The sequence below is a fragment of the Megasphaera massiliensis genome (assembly GCF_036305205.1).
GTDB lineage: Bacteria > Bacillota > Negativicutes > Veillonellales > Megasphaeraceae > Megasphaera > Megasphaera massiliensis.
The window spans coordinates 23,873-39,350 of sequence record NZ_JAXIXE010000014.1 but is presented as its reverse complement, the minus strand read 5'-3'; the positions used below and the strand labels follow the sequence as shown (position 1 = coordinate 39,350).

The following is a 15,478-nucleotide window of genomic DNA, read 5'->3' as shown; positions in this document are numbered from 1 at the left end:
TCTTGACACGTTCTGTATCTGTGGTATACTAAACAAGTCGTTAGGAAATGGGCCTATAGCTCAGCTGGTTAGAGCGCACGCCTGATAAGCGTGAGGTCGGTGGTTCGAGTCCACCTAGGCCCACCATTTCTTTATGACTGACAATCGGGGATAAGGAAACGTCATCCCATACATGGGCCTATAGCTCAGCTGGTTAGAGCGCACGCCTGATAAGCGTGAGGTCGGTGGTTCGAGTCCACCTAGGCCCACCACACAGACCATCGTTTGGAATTATTCCGGAACGATGGTTTTTTTTGAATCATGGGAAGGAGGGACTTAATGACTGAATGTGAACGGCAGCTCCAGGAAATGGCCTTGTCCATTCAGGAGGCAAGGCGGGAAGCCGGCTGTGAAACAAACGTAACGGCGCCGGAACCGTCGATGGATGCCATCCCCAATCTCGGCGGCGAAGCGAGGTCCGGCGACTGCCTGGTCAGTATGCTGGCCAGCGGCAGCAAGGGCAATGCGGCTTATATTCGCTGCGGAAAGACGAATATCCTCATCGATGCCGGTATCAGCTGCCGCCGTATTGAGAAAGGTCTCAAGCGTTACGGCTGCGCTCTCGGTGACCTCGATGCTGTTTTTATTACGCATGAACACTCAGACCACGTGGGAGGATTGGCGACGCTGTTAAAGCGGACTGATATGCCAGTCTACACGACGGCCGAAACGTGGCAGGCTATGGGACGGAAGACCGATGGCTTTGACCATCGCTTTGTCCGCCTGACGCGGCGCGTGGCCTTGAAAGATATAGAGGTGACGCCTTTTGCCATCTCCCATGATGCGGCCCGTCCCGTCGGCTACAGCCTTCGCCACGGCGATGCCAAAATCACCTTGGCGACGGATTTGGGGTATGTCAGCCCCGATGTGGCAGCGGCTGCGGCTTATGCCGACATCCTGGTGTTAGAATCCAATCACGATGAAGAGATGGTCCGAAACGGTCCTTATCCCTATGCCCTTCAGCAGCGGATACTCGGACGCTGGGGCCACCTGTCCAACAAGACGGCGGCAGCCTTTTTGGCATCCCTTCCGACGAAAGGCCTCATGCGGGTCCTTCTGGCTCACCGCAGTGAGAAGAACAACACCCCGTCTCTGGCTCTCCATACGATGCGCACGGTGCTCGCTCAGTCCGGCCGCGTCATGGGTCAAGATATTTTATTGCGGCTGGCCTGCCAAGACGGCAGCGTCCGCTTTCAGGAAAGGAGTAGTGACTAAGTATGCAGCACAAACGTATCCTTACGGCCATCGTTGCCGTAGTCCTCATCGCCGGCGGTGTCTTTGGCGGCTTTAAGCTTCGCGATACCTTTTTTTCCCCGAACGGGACCTACCAAGGGACGACGAATCAGCTCCAGGAACCGGAAAAGTCTGAATCCATTTCGAATGCCCGCAATACGGCTGTCGTTCAGGCGGCTAAGAAGGTAAGCCCGGCTGTCGTCGGCATCACGACCAAGGTCTATAACCGCGACATGTTCAACCGTAAAGTATTGGTCGGCGAAGGCGTCGGCTCCGGCGTCATCTTCGATAAGGCCGGCTATATCGTTACCAACAACCACGTCGTCGGCACGGCTAAGACGGTCATCGTTTCCTTGGCGGACGGTCAGAGTACGGAAGGGACCGTCGTCGGCCGCGATGCCAGAACGGACTTAGCCGTTGTAAAAATCAATATGGATAATCTGCCGGTAGCTGAATTTGGCGACAGCGATTCTCTTCAGGTCGGCGAACCGGCCATTGCCATCGGCAACCCCTTGGGCCTTGAATTCCAGGGAACGGTTACGGTCGGCGTCATCAGCTCCCTCAACCGCACCATCGGTGCGGAAGGCCAGAGCATGAAGCTCATCCAGACCGACGCGGCAATCAACCCCGGTAACTCCGGCGGCGCCCTGGTCGATGCAGACGGCAAGGTCATCGGCATCAACAGTGCCAAGATTTCTCAGGAAGGCGTCGAAGGCTTAGGCTTTGCCATTCCGATCAATGCAGCTCGTCCGATCTTACAGGACCTCATCACCAACGGTAAAGTTGTCCGCCCGTACCTCGGTCTCTACGGCCTTGACCAGCAGATGGCAGCTCGCTTCGGCATGCAGCTTAATGCTCAGGGCATCTACGTCTACCGCGTCGTTCCCGGTGGTCCTCTCGATCAGGCCGGACTCCAGCACGGTGACGTCATCGTTAAGTTGGACGGCACGGACGTGAAGGACTTTGCATCCCTCCAGAGCGTCATGGATAAGCATAAAGTCGGTGATTCCGTCACTGTTGACTACACGCGGAACGGCATGAACCGTGAAGCCACCATCGTTCTCCAGGAAAGCCCGCAGACCGATTCGGCTGACGACGATGTGAGCGGCAACTGATGAAATACCATCTCATCACCATCGGAAAAATCAAGGAGAAGTACCTTACGGCCGGAATCGATGAATTCTTGAAGCGCCTCCGTCCTTACGGCGACGTCACCGTGACTGTCCTGCCCGAAGAAAAGATGCCTGACAACCCATCGCCGGCCCAAAAGGCACAGGTCCTCGATAAAGAAGGGGAAAAGATGCTGCGCCACGTCCGGGAAGGATCGCACCTCATGGCCCTCGACGTAGGCGGCAAGCTCGTATCGTCGGAAGAACTGGCAGAATCCTTTTCAGAACTGGCCCTTTACGGCTGCAGTGAAATCTCCTTCATCATCGGCGGTCCCTTCGGCCTCAGCGACATCGTCCGCAGAAAAGCCGACAAATGCATCTCCTTTGGCCGCATCACCTTGACCCATCAGATGATACGCCTGATCCTGATTGAACAAATCTACCGGGCTATTAAAATATCCCGACATGAACCGTATCACTTGTAATGTGAAAAGCAAACATCCCTCGCTACCGTTTGAGTAGTGAGGGATGTTTTTGCGTTTAAAATCGTTTTATCGGATATCCAGCGGAAATAATATCCGCTAAGTTGTAGTATAAAACGCTTTTCTTCTGCGTTTTCTGAGGCATAGCGTCATGATGAGTGGCTGTTGCGATTTTTGCAACAACCACTTTTTTTGAATATGGAAAAAGATAAAAAATAAGGGACATGTCGTAACACGTCCCATCCAAAACCATATATAATATGATTTTCAAGTTGATTGTAGTATAAAATAGGACGAGTTAGTTGTCAATCGTTGGGAAAAATATAGAACAGGTATTCTTTTTTTGCAAATGCTGACAGTTAAAATAGCTTCAAGATTGCAGAATGCGTTTTTGTGATTATTATTATCCTATTCAGTTATAAAATGGTATTTTACAACTGAATCCTTATCCAGCTCATATTCCTTACAGCACCGTCGTAAATGGTGGGGAATAATTTTTATTCAGGGGGTCAAAAAGGGGTCAAAGGCATCTGACTTTTGGGGGTCACATAAAAATAGCCACCGCACAAATGCGATGGCTATCAGCTTTCTCGTATGGTGGACCATCAGGGGATCGAACCCTGGACACCCTGATTAAGAGTCAGGTGCTCTGCCAGCTGAGCTAATGGTCCATGTTTGTTGTTGGTGTGCTGACCTCGTGAGCACATTTGTTATAATACACCAAATGTAAAATAATTGCAAGCTTTTTTTTGTGAATTTTTCCAAAGAGGCCGAAAGCCGTGATAAATATGTCGAAGCCTTCCGCAATAGGGCATTTATTAAAACTTTCTGAGAAGGACCTCTCAGTTGGCAGGATAATTCTGTTTTACAGCGAAATATATAAGTATCGGTTGTAATGTAAGATAAAAAATGGATTCGTGTTCATAAATACGTTTTGACATCGGAAGCGGCGTGAAACAGGGGGCTAAGGGCTATTTCCCAGTCTTCGTGTTCGACGGATGTCTGGCATTATTATAGATATATAAAGTGATGAAAGGATGAGCGTAATGGAAAGTTCAGATAGAAATTTAAAGTTATATGAGGAGGCTACGGAAAAGCTTTGTGCCGGAGATTTTGACGAGGCTTTAAAATTATATGCCTTGTCTATGCACGACGAGGATGTCTATGGTTCGATGAAGGGCTACAATGCCATGGGAATCACCTTTTACTTGAAAGGAGATGTTTCGATGGCTATCAAGTGCTATGCCGTCTGCAGTAGGTTTGCGGCCCTAAGTATTCCGGAGATTCTGCAGGATTATCAGGCCATGCGGAAAGGGGACACAGAGGCTAAAGACCGTTTACTGGCCCGGTGTTCCTATTTGGCAGCCGATTGGGGCTGGAGTGAGTCTAAGGCGCAAATGGATGAAAAGAGTCGGTCCCTGAATGGAAATAATGAGCAGCTGTATCGGGACCTTTTGATGGGAAAACGGGAGGAAGACTCGCTGTCAAATGGCGAGAAGCTTTCATACAGCCAGTATCTGCTGGAGTGCCGGAAAATCGGCTATGACCTCATTTTTCATGACTTCCAAAACATGATCGATGATCGGGACGGCACGACTGAAGAAATGAAACAATGGATCGCCGATATTTTTGATGTCGTTAAAAAGTTGGTCATGGCGGCCGATAAGGCTGAATAGGAAAGATGGTGTGGCATCGCTGGTGGATTGTCTGTCTTGTATACCGGAACAGGGCGTGTGTTCGTAAAAAAACTGTCGGTTGAACGAGCCTTTTTCAGGCCTGTTTAACCGGGAATGGAGCGACATATGGTGAAGGGCTGGAGTAAGGGTAAGAAGATGGAAATGGCCGAGAAGGCTGCGAAGACCGTGGCCGGCGTATCGGTGGGAGCGGCGCAGAGCGGAGTGGATTTATTCAAAAATACCCGCGGCGTCTTTTATCGTCAGAAAGATTTTGAAGCTTTGCTGACCGGCATTGAGCAGCAGGCTGTGGCTTATGCGACGGTTCGAGAGGCGTTGGCAGCGGCTGAGTTATCGGTGGAAACGAGAAAAATCCTATTCCTCGATTCTCTGGGGCTGGCCACGGGCAGTATCTTGAGCCGCCTCATGGGCTGGCATGTGCCTTCTGATGTACAGCAGGCCTATGAAATGGCGTATCCGCAAAAGGCGGCGGCCATGGATTTTAAGGAGGCCGTGAACGATCTCGATGAAGACCAGCTGGATGGCTTTATCAGTGGCGTCAAGGGCAAGCTCTTTGAAATCAAGTACACCGATTACCTCAATGACGGGAGGCTACCGGCAGGGTACCATGCGGAAATGGCGCAGTCGGCGACTGAACCCGGATGGGATATTGCCATTCGCGACGCCGACGGCAATGTCGATGAGGTGCTGCAGCTGAAGGCGACGGAGTCTGCCGAATACATCGGTCATGCGCTGGAACGGTATCCTTACATCGATATCGTCTCGACAGAGGAAGTGTACAGCGAAGTGACCATGGGCGATATGGCCGAACACGTCATCAACAGCGGCATATCCAATGAGGAATTGACCCAGTACGTTCAGGATACGGTCATGGTCGGTGCCGATGTCAGTCATGAAAGTTTCCTGCCGTCCATCATTCCCTATGCCATCATCGCCTATTCAGTGGCTAAACAAAAAGATCTGTCTGAGTACAAGAAGGGAAAAGAATTTGGCCGCCGCTCGCTCCTTTCTTACGTCTGTCATGTATTGGGCGTGACCGTCGGCGCTTTTACCCATACGTGGTGGCTTATTCCGGTGACGTCTGTCGGCCTGCGCCTTGCCAATCGTCACGGTGCTAAAAAGTATGCTGCTTACCGGTCCTTAGCCCGCTATGCCAGGAATAATGAACGGGTTCTCTATCGGTATACAAAGAAGTCGCGGTGGCGCAGTATACTGGAAGGACAGCTCCTGGCACCGGAGTAATCTTTACATCTTCATAGAAGGCCTGAATTTAATAAGGAGAGATATTTTAAGTACATTGCAGGAATCGTCGACGTTATGATTCTGACCAAGCAATGTACTTAATTTTTATTGTTTTTACGAATTCTTGATTTTGTCAATAGGGCGATTGTATAATAATAGTGGCTAATAATATCATTATGATTAATTCTTTAATATATGGTGACTTAGAGTAGTGTGAAAGTGAGCGATGTGCATGATTAGTTATAATGGCAAAGGCGGTCTGAATACGCTGGCAGTCGGCCTCGATAAGAGGCTGTCGACCCTGCGTCAGCTGCCCCAGGATGACGTCGTCCTGATCCGGGCCTATACGGAGCAACACCCGGAACTTTTACAGTATACGTCTCTCCACGTATTTCACTGCCTGTCAGACGGGGAGCCGAAAACGTACTTCCTCATCGGTCTGGAGGGGAAACCGGTCCGTTATTCGACGTATGAAGATTTCCGCATGGCCCAGCGGCTGATGGCGGCGGCCATGAAAGAAGGCGTCCGCGAGCTGGCCATCATGGCCGATACCCTGGAAATGGATATGGCGTCTCTTCTCGACGGGCTTTTGTACCGCAATTATGAATTTACCCATTATAAGAGCGATAAACACAGCCGAACCGTCAGCAGTATCAATATTCTGTCGCGCAGCATGAGAGCTCAGGAATTCAATTCCATGTGCTATCGCTACACGTCGATGTATGAAGGCGTCTATGAAGCCCGCGACTTGATCAATATGCCGTCTAACGATTTGACGCCGAGGAAGTTTGCCGATATCGTGGCCGATACGCTGAAGGGCGATCACATCCTCATTGAATCGCTGAATAAATGGGCCTTGGAAAAACGCCACATGGGCGGTATCGTCGCCGTCGGCAAGGGCAGCATGAATCCGCCCCAGCTGGTATCCATTGCCTATCAGGGCGATCCTAACAGCCGGGAAGTCCTGGGCATCGTCGGCAAGGGCGTTACCTATGACAGCGGCGGTCTCTCCTTAAAGAGCCACAAGGGCCTGGAATTTATGAAAAGCGATATGGCCGGGGCGGCTGCTGCTGTCGGTGTCATTCGGGCCCTCATGCTGCTTCGCTATCCCGTCAATGTGCTGGCCGTTTTGCCCCTCGTTGAAAATATTCCTTCCGGCATGGCCTATCACGTCGACGACATCTTGACCATGTATAACGGCAAGACCGTTGAAGTCAAGAATACCGATGCCGAAGGGCGGCTCATTTTGGCCGACGCCTTGACCTATGCTCAGGAAAAAGGGGCGACGCGCCTCATCGACCTGGCGACCCTGACCGGGGCTTGTGTGACGGCCTTGGGATCGGTGCGGACGGGCATGGTCGGAAACGATCAGGAATGGATGAACCGCTTCTTTAAAGTCGCGACGGAAGCCCATGAAAAGATTTGGCAGCTGCCGGCTGATGAAGAATATGAAAGCCTTTTGAAAAGCAGTGTAGCCGACATGAAGAACGTCGGCGGTCCTGAAGCCGGGGCGATTACGGCCGGTCTCTTCTTGAAGCAGTTCGTAAAGGACGGGACGCCGTGGATCCACCTCGACATCGCCGGTCCTGCTTTCCGGGAAAAGGCCGATGAAACGGGATTTGTCGGCGCCACGGGCGTCGGCATTAAATCGATTCTGCACTTACTGCAGGGAGGTGTACCGTGATAGTCGATCTTCATATGCATACAACCTGCTCGGACGGTGTCTATACGCCGGAACAGCTGACCAAGATGGCCGTCGATGCCGGGCTCGACGTCATCGCTATTTCGGACCACGATACGGTGGCTGCCTACGACGGCAGTCATGAGCTGAATCCGGGCGTCCGCATCATTCGGGCCATTGAAATAAGCTCTGAATACGACGGCGAAGATGTCCATATTTTAGGCTACGGGATCAATCCCGACGATGAAGCCATGCAGGAATACTGCCGCGAGTTCAAGCAGCGGCGCTTTGACCGGGCCATGGAAATCGTCGACCGCTGCCTGAAAAACGGCTATGACATCGACCGCAAGGTCGTCGAAGACATGGTTCATAAGGGCGGTACCATCGGCCGTCCCCATATTGCCCGCATGCTCGTCGAAAAGGGCTATTTCCCTGATGTAAAGACGGTCTTTGACAAGGTTCTGTATCATGGCGGCCCCCTCTATGTGCCCTATACGCGGCGGACCATCGATGAATGTGTGGCCCTCATCCGCAAGGTCGGGGGACTGGCCGTCTTAGCCCATCCGGGCCTCTTGAAGCGGACCTTGGATGAAGTCCTGACCCATGATTTCGACGGTGTCGAAGTCTATCATCCAAAGAACCGCGGCCGTTTCGACGAATTTTTGGAATTAGCCAAAAAACGCAATTGGTATATCAGCGGCGGCTCTGATTTTCACGGGACCGTCGGCCGTTTCCCAGAAAAGCTCGGCATCTTTACCGTCGATGCTGAAAAGGTACAGGCTTTGTTGTCTCACGTACCCTAATAAAGGCAGGTGACAGACATGGAAGTTGTCGGTTTTATCGGCGCCAGCGGGACGGGGAAGAGCCACCATGCCCTGGTCGTCGCCTACGATTACGATATTCAGACCATCATTGATGACGGACTCCTTATCGATCACAACCGCATCGTTGCCGGCCGGTCGGCCAAGGACGAAACGAATCGCCTCAAGGCTGTGCGCCGCGCCGTATTCAATAACCCGGACGACGCCGCTGCCATGAAGGCAGCCTTAGCCAAAGCAGCTCCTGAAAAACTGCTCATCCTGGGAACGTCGCGGCACATGATTCACCGCATCTGCGAAGCCCTCGAGCTTCCGGAACCGGCGCGGTTCATCCGTATCGAAGACGTCTCGTGCTCGGAGGAAATCGAAAAGGCTCAAAGTATCCGCATCAAAGAGGGAACGCATATCATCCCCGTGCCGACGATGGAGCTGAAACCCCATTTTCGCGGCTATCTGCTGGATTCGATCCGTTCTTTCTTTTATGACAACAACGGCAAGAAATTGTCGCCCTTCGAGCGTTCCGTCGTTCGTCCCATCTTCAGTTATTATGGGAAACTGACGTTTTCCAACGACGTCCTTGAAAGCCTGGTCCGCCATGCTTTGAGTCAAAATGAAGGCGTGACCAAGATCAACCGACTGAAGGTGGCTATCAACTATAACTCGACGCGCAACGGTCTGGCTATTATCTTGTCCCTGACCATTGCCTACGGAGAAAATATAAAGAAACTCATGAGCCGTATCCGCCGCGATATCCAGCACGAAGTGGAATATACGACGGGCATGGCTGTGGAAATCCTCAAGATTACCGTGCGCGACATTTCGCCGCAGCCTCCGGAAGAGGAATCATAGAGGGTACGACCTGAAAGGGGCTGCTGACGGCAGCTCCTTTTTCTTGACAGCCTGAATCGGCGGACGGTATAATAAGGTGAAGCATGTGACTGACGGAAGTGGAGTTACCACGGGGAGCATGATTCATAAGAGCCGACCGTCTGGGCGAAACGTTCCAGAAGTGTCGGTATTTTTTTATTTTGGGTCTATCAGGAGGTATCACGATGAACGAACTGAAATTAAAATACGGCTGCAACCCGAACCAGTCGTCGTCCCGGGTCTATATGAAGGATGGCAGCGCCCTTCCTTTTACGGTCCTTTGCGGCCGTCCCGGCTATATTAATTTGCTCGACGCCTTTAACAGCTATCAGTTGGTCAAGGAATTGAAAGAAGCGACAGGCCTTCCGGCAGCGGCTTCCTTCAAGCACGTCAGCCCGGCCGGCGCCGCCGTTGCCACGGAGATGAGTGATACCCTGAAGAAGATATATTGGGTCGATGATCTGCCCTTGTCGCCCTTGGCTACGGCCTATGCCTGCGCCCGCGGTGCCGATCGCATGAGTTCTTACGGCGATTTCGTTGCCCTCTCCGATGTCTGCGACGTCGAAACGGCAACCCTCTTGAAGCGCGAAGTATCGGACGGCGTCATTGCGCCCGGCTACAGCGACGAAGCCCTGGCTATTTTAAAGACTAAGAAAAAGGGCAATTACTGCGTCCTTCAGATCAATGCCGATTACAAGCCCCAGCCTGTCGAATCGAAAGAAGTCTACGGCGTCACCTTTGAACAGGAACGAAATGAAGCCAAGATCACGGCCGATATGCTGCAGAACATCCCGACGCAGAACAAGGACATCCCGGCGGCCGCTCAGCGCGATCTCATCATCGCCCTCATTACCTTAAAATACACCCAGTCCAACTCCGTCTGCTACGTAAAAGACGGCATGACCATCGGTGTCGGCGCTGGTCAGCAGTCCCGCGTCCACTGCACCCGTCTGGCCGGCAATAAGGCCGACGTATGGTGGCTCCGTCAGAACCCGAAAGTCTTGAACCTGCCCTTCCGCGACGACGTCCGTCGTCCGAACCGGGACAATGCCATCGACGTCTACATCTCCGACGATTACGAAGACGTCTTGGCTGACGGTATCTGGCAGGATCTCTTTACGGAAAAACCGCAGCCCCTTACGCGGGAAGAAAAGAAAGCCTGGATTGCCCAGCTCCACGGCGTAGCCCTTGGCAGTGATGCTTTCTTCCCCTTTGGCGATAACATCGAACGGGCTCATCGCAGCGGCGTCGATTACATCGCCCAGGCCGGTGGTTCAATCCGCGACGACAATGTCATCGAAACGTGCGATAAATATGGAATTGCCATGGCTATGACCGGCCTGCGCCTCTTCCATCATTAAACAAAATACCCTTGCGGCAACTGTAAGATAGGTTTTCGCAGATTTGGGCCCATGGTGAGACTTCCCGTCGTCATCGTGGGCCCTTGCTGTATGTACCATTATGCTCGATGATGAAGAAGGGGGGATCGCATTTTTTTAGATAATTTTGCCAAGGTTCCTCTGCGGCGATATAATGAACATATATTATATAGATAAATAAGGAGGGAATTCTATGACACAATATAGGTCGGTCTGCCCCTATGACTGTCCCGACGCCTGCGGCCTCTTGGTCGACGTTGAAGACGGTCGCGTCGTCTCGGTGAAGGGCGATGAAAGCCATCCCTTTACGCGGGGGACGATATGCCCGAAGATGGCTCACTATGAACGGACGGTCTATTCGCCGCGGCGGCTGACGACGCCGCTCAAGCGGACGGGACCGAAGGGGAGCGGGAAATTTGAGCCCATCTCGTGGGATCAGGCCCTAGCTGAAATCGCAGCTTCGTGGAAAAAAATTATTGCCGAAGAGGGACCAGAAGCCATCTTGCCGTACTCCTACGCCGGCACCATGGGCATCGTCCAGCACGATGCTCTGCATGGCTTGTTTTATCGGCTAGGTGCGTCGGAACTCGACCGGACGATTTGCGCACCGGCCAAGGGGCAGGGGTTCAAAGACATCATGGGCGGTACCTTGCCGACGGCGCCCCAGGAAGCGCAAAACAGCGACGCCATCTTCTTGTGGAGCATTCACATGATGGCCACCAATATCCACTTCAAGCACGACGTCGACGCTGCTCGTGAAAAAGGGGCTGCTATTTGGTGCATCGATACGTATCGGACCAAGACGGCCGATTTGGCCGATCACTTCATCGCCATTCGGCCCGGTACCGATGGGGCACTGGCTCTCGGCATGATGAACGTCCTGGTCCGCGACGGTTTGACCGACGAAGCCTTTCTGTCTGAAAAAGTCCGCGGTTGGGATGAATTGAAAGAAAAAGTAATCCCTCGTTATACGCCGGAAGAAACGGAAAAAATTACCGGCGTCCCGAAAGCTGTCGTCGAAGAATTGGCTCAGGCCTACGGCAAAGCCAGAGCGCCTTTCATCCGCCTGGGAAGCGGCCAGTCCCGCTACCGCAACGGCGCCATGACGACGCGTCTCATTACCTGCCTTCCGGCCGTCGTCGGCGCTTGGGGAAAACGAGGCGGCGGCATCTTGACCTCAGCCGGCGCGTCTTCGGCCTATGATAAGAGCATCGTCACGCGTCCCGACTGGAAGAAACCCGGCCGACGCCTGGTCAACATGTGCTGTATCGGTCAGGCCCTGACGGAAGACGACAGCATCCAGAGCCTCTTCGTCTATTCGTCGAACCCGGCCTGTACGGCGCCGGATCAAAATAAAGTCCTCGCCGGCCTTTCTCGAGACGATCTGTTTACCGTCGTCCACGAACGCTTCATGACCGATACGGCCCGCTACGCCGATATCGTCCTGCCGGCGACGACGTCCCTGGAGCACGACGACGCCTATTATTCCTACGGCAATTACACGATCCAGTGCAGCTATGCCGTCATCGAACCTCTCGGCGAAAGCCGGTCCAACTGGCGTCTTGCCTGTGATCTGGCCAAGGCTCTCGGCATTACCGATCCCTTTTACAATCAGTCGGAACGGGACCTTGTCGATAAACTCGTGGCCTCGACGGTGAAATGGCCCCTTCCCGTCGATCAGGACTGCCTGCGCTCAGGCCGGCCGACACCTCTTCCCATGCCGGAAGACTATCAGACGACTTTTGCGACGCCGTCGGGAAAGATCGAAATTCGAAACGATGCCCTGACACCGGCCCTTCCCGATTATATACCCCTCGATCCCGATGAGGGAAAACTGGCCTTCGTCAACGGCGCCGATATGCGCATCCTCGACTCGTCCTTTAATGAACGGGATGAACTGACGGCGAGCCATACGATGGACCTCTTCGTCCACCCTGAGGATGCCGACCGCTACGGCATTGCTGACGGTGATTCCGTGACCCTCAGCAATAAACGGGGGCAGGCCGATTTTACGGTCCGCATCAGTGACCGCACCGTACCGGGCCAGGTCGTCAGTGAAGGTGTATGGTGGCGCGAACGGGTCAAAGACGGCGGCCCGTCGGTCAATGTCCTTACCAGCCAGCGTTTGACCGATGAAGGCCGGGGCAGTACTTTTTACGACGTCCGCGTCGATCTGACAAGTAAAAATACTTGACAGGTCATCCCTTTTCGGGTATACTGTCACAGTACGCTGTTTGAAAGGCGGTGAAGCCATGCTTGAAGACGTAGTCCGTAAGGGACGGCTCCTCGATCTGTACGGGCCGTTATTGACGGAGAAGCAGCGGCGCTGTATGGAAATGTATTTCGATATGGACCTGTCCTTGAGTGAAATCGGGGAAGAACTGCAGATTTCCCGTCAAGGCGCTTACGACATGCTCAAGCGCGCTTCCCATTCGCTGGAAAGCTATGAACAGCGGCTTCAGTTGCTGGCCCGCTTCGATGCGGTCCGGGAACAGATCGATGAAGTCCAGGGCCTGCTTGAAGGTCAAGGACCCGGCGATATTGAAAGAGCTAAACAACTTTTACACGAAATAGATTTATAAAAGGAGGCCCCTCATGCCATTTGAAAGTCTGTCCGAACGATTCCAGGCGGCCTTTAAAAAGCTTCGCGGCAAAGGGAAGCTTTCTGAAGAGGATGTCAGTGAAGCGCTGAAAGAGATGCGCCGCGCTCTGCTCGAAGCGGACGTCAACTTTGCCGTCACCAAAGACTTCATCAAGAAGGTCAAAGAAAAAGCCGTCGGTGAAGAAGTCTTCGGCAGCTTGAATGCGTCGCAGACGGTTATCAAAATCGTCCGCGATGAATTGACGGAACTCCTCGGCGGGACCCAGAGCCGGATTACCATTGCGCCGAAACCGCCGACGATCATCATGCTCGTCGGTCTCCAAGGGGCCGGTAAGACGACGACGGCAGCCAAGCTCGCCAAAAAACTGAAGTCTCAAGGCAAGAGCCCGCTCATGGTAGCAGCCGACGTCTATCGCCCGGCGGCTATCACCCAACTGCAGGTCCTCGGTCAGGAACTGGATATGCCCGTTTACACCGAAGAAGGCAGCAAGGACCCGGTCGCCATCGCCCAGCACGCCATTCCCTATGCGACCAGCCATCTGCGCGACGTCGTCATCATCGATACGGCCGGGCGCCTTCATATCAACGAAACCTTGATGGATGAATTGATTCACATTAAAGAAAATGTTCATCCTCATGAAATCCTCTTGGTCGTCGACGCCATGACCGGTCAGGATGCCGTTACGGCGGCTTCGGCCTTCGATAAAGCTCTCGGCATCGACGGCATGATCATGACCAAGCTCGACGGCGATGCCCGCGGCGGGGCCGCCTTGTCCATCAAGGCTGTCACGGGCAAACCCATCAAATTCATCGGTGTCAGCGAAAAGCTCGACGGCATCGAAGAATTTCATCCCAATCGCTACGCGTCGCGTATCCTCGATTTAGGCGACGTCGAAACGATCATCGAAAAAGCCCAGGCTGCTTTCGATGAAGAGTCCATGGAAAACATGAAGAAGACCATGAAGAGCGGGTCTTTCACCTTCGATGATTTCCTCTCCCAGCTTCAGATGATTAAGAAGATGGGCAACATGGGCAGCTTACTTAGCCTCATTCCCGGCATCGGGAAGTACAAGAAAGAACTCGACAAGGTCGATATGGACGGCAAGGAATTCAAGCGAATCGAAGCCATCATCACGTCCATGACGGCTCAAGAACGGTCGAGTGCCAACCCTAAAATGCTGATCAAGGACAGCCGTAAGCGCCGCATCGCTAAGGGCAGCGGTACTCGTGTCCAAGACGTCAACCGCCTCATCAAGCAGTTCATGGAAATGCAGAAGATGATGAAGCAGGCCAAGAAAGCACAAAAGAGTAAACGACGGGGTTTTATGCCGCGTCTGCCTTTTTAAATGGATTTCCCGATTTATCGTGGAAATAAGATATTCTGACAAGGAGGTGATTTTCAATGATTAAAATTCGTTTGGCCCGTTTAGGTGCTAAAAAGAAACCAATCTACCGCGTCGTCGTTGCTGATTCCCGCAATGCTCGTAACAACGGTCGTCCCGTTGCAACCCTCGGCATGTACGATCCGTCCAAAGACATGGATACTCGTCTGACCGTCGATGCAGAAGCTGCAGTAGCTTGGCTCGGTAAAGGCGCACAGCCGACAGATACGATCCGTTCTATCTTCAAGAAAGCTGGCATCATGGCCCAGTTTGAAGCATCCAAAAAGTAAGTGAGGCTGGATACTATGGAAGAATTGATTGCGTGTATCGCCCGGTCTCTGGTAAAGAATCCGGAAGCGGTTACAGTTACCAAGATTCAAAAAAAAGGCCTCGAAGTCTATCAGCTTCATGTCGCACCCGAAGATATGGGCAAAGTCATTGGCAAGCAAGGTAAAATTGCGAAAGCATTGCGCCTTGTTGTCAAGGCTGCGGCAGTGAAGGCGAATAAGAAAGTATCAGTGGATATCGTATAGGAGGTACCATGGATCAGATTACATTGCGCATTCCCGTTGCCGTTAAGGCAAAAGTCACACAGTCTCTTAAGGACCGTATCCTCAAGAATGCCGATCAGGCCCTGAGTGATATCGATCGGGAAATGCAGAACCTGGAATTCCAGGCTAAACGCATGATGACCGAACAGGCCAAAATCGATGCCCAGGGACTTATTTCCCTGCGTGCGCAAGTAGAAGAACAGAAACAGCGTCTCGTCTCGGCTCGAGCTAAAGCTCAGCACGACCGCGAAGAAGCAGAACACCTTACAATCGATTCCGAAATCAGACAAGGTACACTCGAACAGACTGTCGTTGTCAATGTCGGCGATGATTTGGAAAAATTGATGGGAACTGAAATCTTGCTTGAAGACGGCAAGATCATTTCTATCCGCCAATAGA

15 protein-coding genes, 3 tRNA genes and 1 riboswitch are annotated in these 15,478 nt (G+C 52.7%); of the genes, 17 read left to right on the top strand and 1 reads right to left on the bottom strand.

The annotated features are described in order from the left end of the window. The first annotated feature begins 49 nt into the window (after positions 1 to 49). The 5 genes from UCI88_RS02215 to rlmH all read left to right on the top strand — a co-directional run bounded on the left by UCI88_RS02215 (position 50) and on the right by rlmH (position 2,866). A tRNA-Ile gene (locus tag UCI88_RS02215) sits at positions 50 to 126 on the top strand. A gap of 48 nt (positions 127 to 174) precedes the next feature. After that, positions 175 to 251 (top strand) — tRNA-Ile (locus UCI88_RS02210). A gap of 67 nt (positions 252 to 318) precedes the next feature. Beyond that, complete coding sequence (locus tag UCI88_RS02205) at positions 319 to 1,254, top strand: MBL fold metallo-hydrolase (RefSeq protein WP_256179866.1); 936 nt, start codon at positions 319 to 321, stop codon at positions 1,252 to 1,254. A 2-nt stretch (positions 1,255 to 1,256) separates the two neighbouring features. After that, the gene (locus UCI88_RS02200; protein ID WP_256179865.1) at positions 1,257 to 2,387 is read left to right on the top strand and encodes a S1C family serine protease; all 1,131 of its coding nucleotides are present in this window, start codon (positions 1,257 to 1,259) and stop codon (positions 2,385 to 2,387) included. After that, positions 2,387 to 2,866 (top strand): 23S rRNA (pseudouridine(1915)-N(3))-methyltransferase RlmH, encoded by a 480-nt coding sequence (gene rlmH, locus UCI88_RS02195; RefSeq protein ID WP_044504364.1) that lies wholly within the window; start codon positions 2,387 to 2,389, stop codon positions 2,864 to 2,866. The genes UCI88_RS02200 and rlmH overlap by 1 nt, the downstream gene beginning before the upstream one ends. A gap of 592 nt (positions 2,867 to 3,458) precedes the next feature. Here rlmH and UCI88_RS02190 read toward each other — a convergent pair. Next, a tRNA-Lys gene (locus tag UCI88_RS02190) sits at positions 3,459 to 3,534 on the bottom strand. Between the two features lie 375 nt (positions 3,535 to 3,909). Between UCI88_RS02190 and UCI88_RS02185 the strand changes: the two genes are divergently transcribed. From UCI88_RS02185 to UCI88_RS02130, 12 genes are all read left to right on the top strand, one after another. Continuing rightward, complete coding sequence (locus UCI88_RS02185; RefSeq protein ID WP_256179864.1) at positions 3,910 to 4,539, top strand: hypothetical protein; 630 nt, start codon at positions 3,910 to 3,912, stop codon at positions 4,537 to 4,539. Positions 4,540 to 4,653: 114 nt separating this feature from the next. Further along, complete coding sequence (locus UCI88_RS02180) at positions 4,654 to 5,799, top strand: hypothetical protein (protein WP_302356897.1); 1,146 nt, start codon at positions 4,654 to 4,656, stop codon at positions 5,797 to 5,799. A 232-nt stretch (positions 5,800 to 6,031) separates the two neighbouring features. Then, positions 6,032 to 7,483 carry a leucyl aminopeptidase gene (locus UCI88_RS02175; RefSeq protein ID WP_256179862.1) on the top strand — a complete coding sequence of 484 codons (1,452 nt, stop codon included), beginning with the start codon at positions 6,032 to 6,034 and terminating at the stop codon, positions 7,481 to 7,483. After that, positions 7,480 to 8,283 carry a PHP domain-containing protein gene (locus UCI88_RS02170; protein WP_256179861.1) on the top strand — a complete coding sequence of 268 codons (804 nt, stop codon included), beginning with the start codon at positions 7,480 to 7,482 and terminating at the stop codon, positions 8,281 to 8,283. The genes UCI88_RS02175 and UCI88_RS02170 overlap by 4 nt, the downstream gene beginning before the upstream one ends. An 18-nt stretch (positions 8,284 to 8,301) precedes the next feature. After that, on the top strand, positions 8,302 to 9,147 hold the full coding sequence (locus tag UCI88_RS02165) for an Asp23/Gls24 family envelope stress response protein (RefSeq protein WP_256179860.1): 846 nt from the start codon (positions 8,302 to 8,304) through the stop codon (positions 9,145 to 9,147). A gap of 75 nt (positions 9,148 to 9,222) precedes the next feature. Then, a riboswitch (ZMP/ZTP riboswitch) is annotated at positions 9,223 to 9,300 on the top strand. Positions 9,301 to 9,350: 50 nt separating this feature from the next. After that, positions 9,351 to 10,526, top strand: a complete 1,176-nt coding sequence (locus UCI88_RS02160) for a phosphoribosylaminoimidazolecarboxamide formyltransferase (protein ID WP_044504357.1) — start codon at positions 9,351 to 9,353, stop codon at positions 10,524 to 10,526. A 211-nt stretch (positions 10,527 to 10,737) separates the two neighbouring features. Next, positions 10,738 to 12,738: a molybdopterin-containing oxidoreductase family protein gene (locus UCI88_RS02155; RefSeq protein WP_256179859.1), complete on the top strand. Its 2,001-nt coding sequence runs from the start codon at positions 10,738 to 10,740 to the stop codon at positions 12,736 to 12,738. Between the two features lie 58 nt (positions 12,739 to 12,796). Beyond that, positions 12,797 to 13,126, top strand: a complete 330-nt coding sequence (ylxM, locus tag UCI88_RS02150) for a YlxM family DNA-binding protein (RefSeq protein WP_256179858.1) — start codon at positions 12,797 to 12,799, stop codon at positions 13,124 to 13,126. A 13-nt stretch (positions 13,127 to 13,139) separates the two neighbouring features. After that, positions 13,140 to 14,492, top strand: a complete 1,353-nt coding sequence (gene ffh / locus UCI88_RS02145; RefSeq protein WP_256179856.1) for a signal recognition particle protein — start codon at positions 13,140 to 13,142, stop codon at positions 14,490 to 14,492. Positions 14,493 to 14,548: 56 nt separating this feature from the next. Continuing rightward, positions 14,549 to 14,818, top strand: a complete 270-nt coding sequence (rpsP, locus tag UCI88_RS02140) for a 30S ribosomal protein S16 (RefSeq protein ID WP_044504354.1) — start codon at positions 14,549 to 14,551, stop codon at positions 14,816 to 14,818. Positions 14,819 to 14,833: 15 nt separating this feature from the next. Further along, a complete protein-coding gene (locus tag UCI88_RS02135; RefSeq protein ID WP_044504353.1) occupies positions 14,834 to 15,061 on the top strand; it encodes a KH domain-containing protein in 228 nt (75 codons plus the stop codon). A gap of 8 nt (positions 15,062 to 15,069) precedes the next feature. After that, positions 15,070 to 15,477, top strand: a complete 408-nt coding sequence (locus tag UCI88_RS02130) for a YlqD family protein (RefSeq protein ID WP_044504352.1) — start codon at positions 15,070 to 15,072, stop codon at positions 15,475 to 15,477. The last annotated feature ends 1 nt before the right edge of the window (position 15,478 follow it).

Coding starts and splice junctions, on each gene's coding strand:
- UCI88_RS02205 (WP_256179866.1), top strand. CDS start 319: ATGACTGAATGTGAACGGCAGCTCCAGGAAATGGCCTTGTCCATTCAG.
- UCI88_RS02200 (WP_256179865.1), top strand. CDS start 1,257: ATGCAGCACAAACGTATCCTTACGGCCATCGTTGCCGTAGTCCTCATC.
- rlmH (WP_044504364.1), top strand. CDS start 2,387: ATGAAATACCATCTCATCACCATCGGAAAAATCAAGGAGAAGTACCTT.
- UCI88_RS02185 (WP_256179864.1), top strand. CDS start 3,910: ATGGAAAGTTCAGATAGAAATTTAAAGTTATATGAGGAGGCTACGGAA.
- UCI88_RS02180 (WP_302356897.1), top strand. CDS start 4,654: ATGGAGCGACATATGGTGAAGGGCTGGAGTAAGGGTAAGAAGATGGAA.
- UCI88_RS02175 (WP_256179862.1), top strand. CDS start 6,032: ATGATTAGTTATAATGGCAAAGGCGGTCTGAATACGCTGGCAGTCGGC.
- UCI88_RS02165 (WP_256179860.1), top strand. CDS start 8,302: ATGGAAGTTGTCGGTTTTATCGGCGCCAGCGGGACGGGGAAGAGCCAC.
- UCI88_RS02160 (WP_044504357.1), top strand. CDS start 9,351: ATGAACGAACTGAAATTAAAATACGGCTGCAACCCGAACCAGTCGTCG.
- UCI88_RS02155 (WP_256179859.1), top strand. CDS start 10,738: ATGACACAATATAGGTCGGTCTGCCCCTATGACTGTCCCGACGCCTGC.
- ylxM (WP_256179858.1), top strand. CDS start 12,797: ATGCTTGAAGACGTAGTCCGTAAGGGACGGCTCCTCGATCTGTACGGG.
- ffh (WP_256179856.1), top strand. CDS start 13,140: ATGCCATTTGAAAGTCTGTCCGAACGATTCCAGGCGGCCTTTAAAAAG.
- rpsP (WP_044504354.1), top strand. CDS start 14,549: ATGATTAAAATTCGTTTGGCCCGTTTAGGTGCTAAAAAGAAACCAATC.
- UCI88_RS02135 (WP_044504353.1), top strand. CDS start 14,834: ATGGAAGAATTGATTGCGTGTATCGCCCGGTCTCTGGTAAAGAATCCG.
- UCI88_RS02130 (WP_044504352.1), top strand. CDS start 15,070: ATGGATCAGATTACATTGCGCATTCCCGTTGCCGTTAAGGCAAAAGTC.